This is a genomic window from Pseudomonas sp. PS01299, assembly GCF_029960145.1.
Classification (GTDB): domain Bacteria; phylum Pseudomonadota; class Gammaproteobacteria; order Pseudomonadales; family Pseudomonadaceae; genus Aquipseudomonas; species Aquipseudomonas putida_A.
Genome location: NZ_JASCPO010000202.1, coordinates 1 through 10,724 on the forward strand (window position 1 = coordinate 1; position 10,724 = coordinate 10,724).

The window sequence follows — 10,724 nt, forward strand, 5'->3', positions numbered from 1 at the left end:
ATTCGGAGGCACTCTGGAAGGTGCCAGGGTGTACCCACGGGAAGTGGTCAAGATCGCCCTAGAGCAGACGGCCGCAGCCGTGATCCTGGTCCACTATGATCCGTCTGAGGACCCCGAGCCCAGTCAAGCCAATCGCATACTCTCCACCACACTCAAGAATGCCCTCAACATGATTGGCACCCCATTATTGGACCATGTCGTTGTAGGCTATCGAGGCTGCGTATCGCTGGCTGAACGGGGTTATTTGTAATAACGATGGCTAACCGCCTCTATGGCTGCCTTTGGTTGAGTCCAAAGGACGCCACTGAGGTGGCTGACTCGGCAATTTATTTTTTTGCGTTAAATCCGACTAATATCCAATGAGTGCGAGATGGCCCCAGTTTTCCAGCGTCATAAGTCCGCAGACTAATTTTTCGGAGGGCCCAATTCCCTCAATAAATCAAAACATCCGAGCTCATCTCTATACGCGCTTGGTTTTCTCATGCTGCGACAGGTTGTAGCAAAAATACATCCGCCGGATTTAGATCGTCACTCCATGATCATCATGTCCTCTACTGCTCAAGAGCTGAGCAGGAGCCGTTGTACTCTAGGGTCACTTTTCGGTCAGCGACAATACCTTTTGCATCATTAAATGAGATCGCCTGCTCGAAGAAAGGACGCAGCCTGCCGACCGTTTCGTCACAAAGCAGACGAGATAAAGGGCTAGTAGGAATCTCGACCAAGCCACTGACGGCCTCTACAAATAAGCTCAGACCACTGGCCGTGCATCGAAGGCTCCCTGGCATTACTATGCTCACTTCTACTCCAGCAAACGGAAGTGCCATGGATATCTTGAAAGTAAACGACGCATTGGAGACCATCGACCGCCACAAGCTCGGACGACGGAACACTCCAAACGCAGAGCAGCCATTGCACTAAAAAACATCTCTCTGCTACCAGCTTAAAACCCAACTCAGTCATGTCCACCTGCTCAATGAGCAGATGGAATGCACCTTGGTGGAACAGGCCCGCGCCTGATTATTAAACGTTTCGAATGACCTAAGAGACTAGCCGTAATGGACTTGTTAAAACTGCTCTGGCCAGACTTCAGCTTGCTGCTGACTGGCAACACCAATGGCATCAGCGCCTGGTTCTGGCTGCTGACGGCGGGCATCTTTGCTATCGCGCTGTTGGCTCTGCTGGTGCACTTAGTTCATTTCAAAGCAAGGTTGCAGGCAGTTAACAGCCTGCTAGCCGGACAAACAAGGGAGCAGCTTGCCCTCAATCGGCGGGAAACCGTGCAGCGCGCCCAGGCGTTGAAAAATACCGGCATCAGCATGCTCTGGCGAGAATTCGACGAGAGCTTGGTCAGCTCGGGCGACCAAAAGCTGTTGTTCAACACTCTGGATGCCGAGCACTTCTTTAACGCCCGCACCCTGGCGCCGGGCCTTACCGCCAGCCGGTTGCTGGCCGCCACCCCAGGTTTTTTGGTGGCGATTGGTGTGTTGGGCACCTTTGTCGGTTTGACCATCGGCCTGGTGGGGCTGGAGCTGAGCAGCTCTTCGGGTGTTGAAGCGTTGCGCAAGGGCATCGACGGGCTGATTTCAGGCGCGGCTGTAGCTTTTATGACCTCAGTGTGGGGCGTGACCTTCAGCCTGCTGCTGAACTTTATCGAAAAAATGTTCGAGCGCTCGGCACTGGCTCAAGTACAGTCTTTGCAGAATAAAATCGACGGCCTCTACCCACGAATTTTGGCCGAGCAGTCGCTAGTGCATATCGCCGACTATGGTCGGGAAAGCAGCACTGCCTTGCAGGAGTTGCACGAACGCATCGGCGACCGCCTGCAGGAAAGCATGGCGGGGATGAACGAGGCCATGCAAACGGCAATCGCAGATACGCTGAACAACATTATGGGCCCGGCCATTCAAACCTTGGTCAGCGGCGCCAGCCAGCAGTCCACCCAAGTGTTGGACAAACTGGTCGGCAGCTTTATGGAAGGTATGACGTCGGTAGGCCGAGAGCAGGGCAACCTGATGCAGCAGGCAGCCGCCGATATAAACAACGCCGTAGGCGCAATGAGCGGTCAGCTCAATCAACTGTTCCATAGCCTCAGCGATCAGCAGGGCCGTCAGCAAGAAACCGCTCAGCAGCAAAGCCGTCAGTTTGAGGAACAGTTGCAGCGTGTCGTGAGCAGCGCCGAACAGCGAGAGCAACAGTTGGAGCAGCGTTTCAATCAGCTGATGTCAGGACTGGGTGGGCAACTGGATGGCCAGTTGAGCGCCGCCCAGCGCCGCGATGACGAGCGCCAGGCATTGTTCGAGCGGGCACAGGCCGAGGCCAATCAGCGCCAGCAGGAACTGCTGACGCAAGTCGCCAGTAGCACCCGTGAACAAATGCAGACGATGTCCGAGGCGGGTAACGAGCGGCACAACAACCTGGAGGACGTCTTCTCGCGCTTGATGATAAGCCTCAACACCCAGCTCGATTCGCAGCTATCGTCTTCAGAGCAACGTGAGCAGGCGCGCGCCGAACGTCACGAACGACAACTAGTGGCCGCCACTGCGCAACAGCAGCAGCTGGTCGGCAGCCTGAGTCAGACCACTCAGCAGCAATTGACTGCCATGGTTGAGGCGGCATCCGCCCAACAGAGCAACCTGGAATCGGCCTTTGGAAAATTGCTCGGCAATCTCAACGAGCAAATGAGTGGCCACAGCGAGTATGCCGAACAGCGTGAGCAGTCGCGCCAACAGCGCCTAGCCGACCAGATGGAAAACATGGCCAGCCAGCAACAGCAGTTGCTGGAGAGCATCGCCAAGGCAGTGCAGACCACCCAACAGCAAAGCCTGCAAATGGCCGAGCAACATCAGCAGTTGCTCGGGCGCCTGCAGCAAACCAGCGAAGCTGCTGCAGCTAGCAGTAAGCACATGGACAGCAGCGCTATCCAACTTGGTCTGCTGTCGACCAACGTGCGCCAAGCCTCCGAGCTATTGGGCCAGCGCCTGGAGTCGGTGTCTGAACGAATTGAAGGCGCCAGCGCGCAAAATGTCGAGCTGGCCGCGCAGCTCAAGGGCCAGTCAGCCTCGCTCTCGCAGCTGCAAGAGGCGCTACTGGAAGGCGCCCAGCGTTTCGAACAGGCCGCCAGTGAGGCGCGTAATGGCTTTGGTGAGATGAGGACTCACCAACAAGAGTTTCTCGTCGGTATACGCACCGAGTTCACCGCCTTGGGCGAAACACTGCGCACGCAGGTTGCGGGTGTCGAGAAGCAGGCTGAAGAATGGCTGCGTAGCTACTCTGGTGAGGTGCATCAGCAAGTACATGAGCGCATGGATCAGTGGAACAAGCAGACCTTGAGCTTTGCCGACCAGATGTATGCCGCTGTGCAGGCCATCAGCAACGTTGTCGATGAGTTGGAGGCCCGCTGATGCGCTGGCGCAAATCCAACGAGGTATCCGTAGATGAGGAGAATCCGTACTGGATGTCCTTCTCGGACATGATGTCAGCGCTGTTGGTGATCTTCATCCTGGCGGCAGTGATCCTCATCTTGCAGTTGATGGAGCGGCAGAAGGACTTTGATCAGAAGGTTTCCCTTCTGGAGCAGGCCGAGCAGGTGCGTCGTACCATTCTCGATGAGGCGGTGGATGAGCTGCGCCAGCGCGGCATCAAGGTGGAGGTCAGCGAAAACCATACGGTGCTGCGTATCCCCAATGCGCTGCTCGGTTTTGACACCGGCGCTTATGAAGTGTTGCCACGCTACCAGCCAACGGCGCTGGAGATCGGCGAGGTGATTAACAAGGTGATCAGCAAAGAACATCGAGTTAACTTTCTGGATACGATTTTTATCGAAGGCCACACCGACAACCGACCGTATAACAATGCACAGATTAAGGGTAACTGGGGGCTGTCGACCTTTCGCGCCATTTCGCTGTGGCAATTCTGGAGTAGCGAACTGCCGGAAGCCGAGCGGCTTAATCGGTTGAATAACCAGGATGGCGACCCCCTGTTCTCGGTTAGTGGCTATGGCGAGACCCGACCGGTGAACGACCAGCAATCAAGCGAAGATGACTACCGGCTCAATCGCCGCATCGACATTCGTTTCACTATTCGCCGGCCATTGAGCGCCGAATATGAGGGTGTGCGAGAGGTGCTGGGGGGAGGCGCTACCAAATGAAGGTGCCGCCGATAGACAACCGTCCTGGGGAATGGCCGCATGGTGTCATTGAAAACTGGACGCGCTTGCTTGCGCGCGCTCAGCACCTGGAGGGCAAGGCCGGCGGCAGTGATGCCTTTGAACAGATGCTGGCTACTTTTCGCGAGATGACGCGCACCGGCCGTTTTGACGGTTTTAAAGCGTTGCTGACCAGGCGCCTGGCCGCTCGCGCACTAACCTGGCTATGGCTGCACGATGATGTGATTGGACCACGGCTGTTGAATGTACGGCTCCTCAATACGCTGATAGAAGCGCAACAACCACGCCTGACGCGAATCACGTTGGTGCAAATGGTTCAGCTGTATTTCCGCTTTTTTGATCGCTTGGATGACCGCGACAAAACTGCCGAGCAAAGCTTGCGGGCTGTTCTCGAGGCACATGTGCATGCCCAGTTGCGCTTGCTCCCCGAGCCGCGCATGCAGTCCCTGCGGCCGGATGCCTTATCCCAACTCAAGCAGCACGGGTATTGGTTGTTGGGGCTTGAAGGCCCTTTGGCCTTGGCTAAGCACGTTCGCGAGCAGGGCCAAGAGTTGGCCGCTACGTTTGAGGCGTATGGCTTGGCAGGATTGAGTACTAGCCGCTACGGCGATGTTTGCCGCGCACACTTTTATCTCGAAACTTTGCGCCAGCTGGTGCCGGGGGAATGGGACGAGGTACTGGATGAACTGCTGAAACCTTCGGTAAGCAAAGCACCCTACGAGGGTGACAAGCGTATTGGTCACGCGGCCTTAGAAATCATAATCGACCGCGCGGGTGATGCGCCGAGCGATATTTGGCAGAGTTTCATCCTCAATCTGGCAGGCGATCCGCGCATTGCCAGCTCATCGCCTAACTACCGGCAATGGTGGTTGCCTTTGGGTGAGGCGCGTATCAACCAGGTGCGCGGCTGGCTGTCCAAAGAAGACTTGCGGCTGTTCCTGCAAGCGGTTGAGCAGTACGGCAACGAAAGCGGCAAAGAAGACTTGCAGCGGATGTTTCCAGCACGGAAAACCTTCCTTGAGGGGCTGTTCAAGCTTGGGTTAATTCGCCATACACGCTTGATGCTGGGCGGCATCGCGCAGCAGTCGGTGCGGCGAATTCTAGGGGAAGAGGTAAAGACCAACTTTGCCAAAATGGAAGGATCCATGAACGACAAGGCTGCAATCTACTTGGATTGCGGTGACTTCCATTTGGTTGAGGGCTCGCACAGCTTCAAGATTTGGGTGTATTTGGCTCAGCCTGGGCCAGCAATGAAATCGTACGAAAAAAACCTGTTTAGCCATTCAGATCTTACGATTGAGCTCCCTAAGGTATACAAAAAGCTCTATCCCGGACTGGGTTACGAGGCGGTAACCCACAATGGCACCTGGCAGCGCAAAGTCTTCGATTTTTTGGCTGAGAATGGCATCGGTGTGGACATCGAGAAGCTACTGAGTAAGCAGGAATACCGTAGTTATTTGAATCGCCACGGGGTGCCAGTGGTACGGAGCAACAAGGTCATCGTACCGCCAGCGCTACAAAGTCCAATGCAAGCCGTAAAGCCTGAGCGTTTACCTGAGCCAGGGAGCAATGCATTTGAAACAACCAGCTATGCCATTGGATCTGCATCAGCTGCATCAAGGCCGCTGACCGAACCTCGAACAGTAGGTGCAGCGGTGGAGGCTTCAGTCTTCAATTCTATTCGTGCGCAGAATAAAGCCATCGCCGATGCCGGCTATTCAGGAAGCCGGCGGTTATTTGGTAAAGAACCTGATGCTGGTAATGCGCTTGCACCCGTCGATAGTGCTTTGCCCTCGGAAGTCGCCGTCGTCGCGGAATCGGCATCTGCACCTTTGGTGGTAAACGAGCTGAGCGGCACCGCGTTAGCTGGCAGCATCACGCGGCTGCCTAAAAGTGCCATTGCAGTCATGCATTACTTTGCCTCTAACCCGGGTGATAAGGCTCGCTACGCCAGTAACGTCCTCGAGATTGAAATACGTGAGGTTAATCGTCTGCTGCATGGGCCGCTAAGGACTTTTTGTAAGCAAGATGAGTCTTTTGGCTGGAGTGTTTCCGGCCCTGCTTTAGCGGTTCTGAATAAACTTTTCCCCTGACTCGGTAAGCCTCCTATGGCATTTGTAGACGTTATAAAAGGCCTGCTCGGCAAGGCCGGTGAAGAACTAGCGGCGCAGCCTGGGTTTGATTTTCAGGCCGATAGCCATGGGCTGAATTTTTACCTGCCCAAAGCGGCTTTCGTTGCATTGCAGGAAGGCCGCGGCAGCACGCTGCAGAAAGTCCAGCTGATTACCCTGCGTATGCTTGAAGAGCAGGGCCTGGCCAATCCTCTGCCTAATGGCTTCATGGTGTTGGAGGCTGACCTTGCCGGTCTTGAGGCCGAGCAAGCTGACTTACTCCGACTGCCGCCTCGCTTGCCCGGCTCGTTTGCGGCCCAAATCAGTGGCCGCACCGGTAACAGCAGTTTTCGCGTTGCGCTGCATTTGAAGATGACTGATGGCAATGCGCCTTTTACCCGCAAGGGCCCGCTGCTCTATTTGACTTCAACCGAGGCTTACCGGTTGACGCCCGCAGAGTTGATGGGGCTGTTGGTCTGGGAACATCATCAGGAGCTACAGCCCGAGCAGCGAGGCGAAGCGGCCAATCTTCGCCTGATGGCCGAACTGCAAACGGCTGCACGCAGCGGTATGCGTATCGATCTCAGCCATTTCGAGCGCTTGGACGTGGTGGTGCCACAAAACATCGGTGTAGTGGCTACACGTTTGCCCGATGGCAGTTTGTTGCTGTGCCCCAGCTTGGGGAATGGCACCACACCGGATCAGCTGGAAAAACGCTGGTCGCAGTTAGATATGGGCGCCAATGATGGCGTACTGCGGATCGACAACCGGGTCGTACTGCTTGATCCGCAGAAGATGGCGGCCATCAAGGAAGTCCTGAGTAATAAGCGTATTCCTGCGGATAAAGTCGCCGAATTCTTGACCACGCCAAGCGCCTTTCTCGATGCCGCGCTAGTAAATCTGGATATGGGGTTTTCCATCAGAGTAGCGGGTATCGGCAAGCTGCAGCATATGGACTTTGGAGACCAAGACACCCAGAAAAGTGATTGGTTTGCATTGGATAAACGTCCAGCATCCGCCGCCATCATCCTGAAGTTAGTGCAAACGCCGGAAGAGCTGGCCAGGCTTCAGGAGGTTTATGCGTCCGCCAAGGAGCAGGGCGCAACAAGCCTGACTTTTGCTGGCCAGGTTATTGATGTCTCCAATCCAGAACAAGTTGATAAGCATATTCAAAAGGTCCAGGAGGCCTTTGAAGGTGCAACGGTTGCACCCGTTGTCGAGCCTGATGAACCTGATGAGGTGAAAGAAACAGTCAGTGTTCTGCTGCGCGATGCCGACGATATTCACCAGGGCTTGCTGCGAAAGGCCGGGGAGGCCAAGCCATTCCGGGAACCAGATTGGGATGCCTATGCTCGCCAGCCATTTCCGCACCAGAGGGAGGGTGTGGAGTGGATGATGAAGTTGCTTGGGGCAGCCATTCAAGATGACCACGCCAACCTCTATCGGCTGCAGGGCGCTTTGCTGGCAGATGACATGGGGCTGGGTAAAACCTACATGTCACTGGTGACTGTGGGTGAGTACCTGGCTCAGCAAAAGGCGATCCATAAGTCGCAGAAACCGATTTTGGTAGTCGCTCCGTTGAGTTTGCTGGAGAACTGGGAGGACGAGGTTGATCACACGTTCAAAAGCATTCCGTTTCGCGACATTGTTGTTCTGCAAGCCGGGCGTGACCTCAATCGCTTCCGCGTAAAAGGCGCAGAGCGTGAGTCGGTGCAAGTAGCATCGCTGGCAGATGAAGATGGTCAGATGGATGGCGAGGCCATACGTTATGCTCTGACCATCGGGCCTGAGGCCGGCGCCCAGCGTCTAGACATGGACCGGCGGCTGGTGCTGACCACCTATCAAACCCTTCGCGATTATCAGTTCTCGATGTGCATGATTGACTGGGGCATGGTGATCTTCGATGAGGCGCAGAACATTAAGAACCCTAATGCGCTGCAAACCCAAGCAGCCAAAGGCTTAAAAGCTGACTTCAAGCTATTGGCGACCGGCACCCCGGTGGAAAATAGCCTTGGCGATTTCTGGTGTTTGATGCATACCGCGCAGCCTGGTGTTTTAGGCGGTTGGAGCCAGTTTCGTGACAACTGGATAAAGCCGATTCTGCATGCGCCAGAGGATGAGCGTGATGCGGTGCGGCGCAAGGTTGGGGCTGAACTACGTGATGCTGTAGGAATTTTTATGCTGCGCCGGGTCAAGGAAGACCAGCTCAAGGGCTTGCCAAGCAAGACCATTCACAGCGGCGTCGCTCAGCCGACAGGTGGTTTGTTAGTGCATACGCCACAGCTTTCGCGAGTGATGAAGGGCATTCAGCTAAAGGCCTACGATGCAATTTTGTCTGACTTTCGTGAACTACGAGCCACTGAGGATATGCGCGGCACGGCGCTTATGGCGCTCTCCCAGTTGCGTGAGATATCCCTCCATCCGCGCCTGCGCGAAGAGACGCAGCTCATGACCAACACAGCAAAGGATGCACGCGAGGTTATGGCCGAGTCTGGCAAGTTGACTGTGTTGCTGGAGTTGCTCGATCAGATTCGCCAGAAACACGAAAAGGTTATTTTGTTCATGGTAACAAAGCGGCTGCAACGCTTGCTCAAGCTGTGGCTAGATCAAATTTATGGCTTAAATGTGGCCATCATTAATGGTGACACCGCTGCTGTTGCCAAGAAAGCCGACATCCTAACGCGCAAGCAGTTGATCACAGCTTTTGAGGCCAAGCCGGACTTCAACCTGATTATCATGTCACCGGTTGCAGCAGGGGTTGGTTTGACGGTAGTAGGCGCTAACCACGTCGTCCATCTGGAGCGCCATTGGAACCCGGCCAAAGAGGCCCAGGCATCTGATCGCGTGTATCGCATTGGCCAAACCAAGGAAGTACATATCCACCTACCAGCAGTCCTGCATCCTCAGTATGATTCTTTCGATGTACATCTTGATCGCCTACTGCGTGGCAAATTAATGCTCAAAGATGCCGTGGTGACGCCAGAAGCAGTAAGCGAAAATGAGATGATTCAGTCGCTGGGGTTGTAGACACGTTGCCGAGTGAAATGCCTTTCACGTATCTGAGTCAGGCGACACCTTCCTTGGGCGATGGAATCAATCTGTGAAGTATATCGTTGTCGCAACGAAAGCAGCTGATCGTGACATGGCCTGCCGCAGACTCGCCCGGATGTTCCCGGTTTGTTTGCGGTCGAACACGAAGATTCGCATTGATGCGATCTGGCTCGCTACCGGCCCCATGGACAATGCATGCCAGAACCGAAACCGCGCAGGCCAGAGTCGTTAGTGTGTTCGATGCGGCGCCCGACGCGCATCACGGTGTTGGGCATGATGGTCTGGAGTCTGCTTGTCGGCTCGGCAAAATCGGCGGCATGACTTCGCTTCCAATTATCGACCGATTAAACCCTGAACAACTACGCGCTATCGCGGCGCAGTTGGTACATCGCGTCGAGAGTATCGATCAAAAAATCGAGCGATAGCTGGCCGCCGACGCTTCTGCTAAATGAACTTCACGACGCGCCAGCGGGCCTTGCCTTGTTTGTTAGTACTGTCCTCAAGTGCCGTACTGCATCGATGGCGCCAATGCTTGCCCACCGGAAGACGTGGGTGGCGGGCCTGGCTATGAGGACTTTTTGGAGGCGATGGCCAACCCGGATCATCCAGAGCATGACGACATGGTTGAATGGCATGGCCATGTTTTTGATCCAGCTGCATTTGAGTGCGAGCGCGTGAATCAGTGGTTTAAACGGATTTAGGTTTGAGCTGCAAGGCGGTGTAGTTCGGACGCTTACCTTCGCCGGACAGTTACTTGCAGATGCTTTTTCCTGCGAACAAAACAAAACCCCTACCTGCATACGCAGATAGGGGTTTCGGAATTTAATCTTGACGATGACCTACTCTCACATGGGGAAACCCCACACTACCATCGGCGATGCATCGTTTCACTGCTGAGTTCGGGATGGGATCAGGTGGTTCCAATGCTCTATGGTCGTCAAGAAATTCGGGTACCGAGTCGTGGCCAGCTGGCCGCGCTTCAGCAAATTGGGTAGGTGATAGTTTTCGGTGTTTGCAAGCGTCGAACTTTCGGTTCATTGCGTCTTCACACACCGCAATCTGATGCTCTTTCGAGTAGTCAAATTGCTTGGGTGTTATATGGTCAAGCCTCACGGGCAATTAGTATTGGTTAGCTCAACGCCTCACAGCGCTTACACACCCAACCTATCAACGTCGTAGTCTTCGACGGCCCTTCAGGGGACTCAAGGTCCCAGTGAGATCTCATCTTGAGGCTAGTTTCCCGCTTAGATGCTTTCAGCGGTTATCTATTCCGAACATAGCTACCCGGCAATGCCACTGGCGTGACAACCGGAACACCAGAGGTTCGTCCACTCCGGTCCTCTCGTACTAGGAGCAGCCCCTCTCAAATCTCAAACGTCCACGGCAGATAGGGACCG

Annotated in this window: 5 protein-coding genes, 2 rRNA genes and 1 pseudogene; 6 read left to right on the plus strand and 2 right to left on the minus strand. The window is 55.0% G+C overall.

Annotated features, from left to right (window positions below):
• The 6 genes and pseudogenes from QMX91_RS24560 to QMX91_RS24585 all read left to right on the plus strand — a co-directional run.
• A partial coding sequence (locus QMX91_RS24560) for a JAB domain-containing protein (RefSeq protein ID WP_282413518.1) occupies positions 1 to 250 on the plus strand: 250 nt, incomplete at its 5' end.
• Between the two features lie 805 nt (positions 251 to 1,055).
• Positions 1,056 to 3,401 carry an anti-phage ZorAB system protein ZorA gene (zorA, locus tag QMX91_RS24565; RefSeq protein ID WP_220381846.1) on the plus strand — a complete coding sequence of 782 codons (2,346 nt, stop codon included), beginning with the start codon at positions 1,056 to 1,058 and terminating at the stop codon, positions 3,399 to 3,401.
• Complete coding sequence (locus QMX91_RS24570) at positions 3,401 to 4,147, plus strand: OmpA family protein (RefSeq protein WP_220381847.1); 747 nt, start codon at positions 3,401 to 3,403, stop codon at positions 4,145 to 4,147. Before zorA ends, QMX91_RS24570 begins: the two co-directional genes overlap by 1 nt.
• Positions 4,144 to 6,258 (plus strand): EH signature domain-containing protein, encoded by a 2,115-nt coding sequence (locus QMX91_RS24575; protein ID WP_220381848.1) that lies wholly within the window; start codon positions 4,144 to 4,146, stop codon positions 6,256 to 6,258. Before QMX91_RS24570 ends, QMX91_RS24575 begins: the two co-directional genes overlap by 4 nt.
• Positions 6,259 to 6,273: 15 nt before the next feature.
• Positions 6,274 to 9,303 (plus strand): DEAD/DEAH box helicase, encoded by a 3,030-nt coding sequence (locus tag QMX91_RS24580; RefSeq protein ID WP_282413519.1) that lies wholly within the window; start codon positions 6,274 to 6,276, stop codon positions 9,301 to 9,303.
• 518 nt (positions 9,304 to 9,821) lie between these two features.
• Positions 9,822 to 10,028: pseudogene (locus tag QMX91_RS24585) on the plus strand (plasmid pRiA4b ORF-3 family protein); the annotation flags it as partial.
• Positions 10,029 to 10,153: 125 nt separating this feature from the next.
• On the opposite strand, the gene rrf reads toward QMX91_RS24585, so the two are convergent.
• Positions 10,154 to 10,269 (minus strand): 5S ribosomal RNA (rrf, locus tag QMX91_RS24590).
• A 156-nt stretch (positions 10,270 to 10,425) separates the two neighbouring features.
• Positions 10,426 to 10,724: ribosomal RNA gene (locus tag QMX91_RS24595) — 23S ribosomal RNA — on the minus strand; the annotation flags it as partial.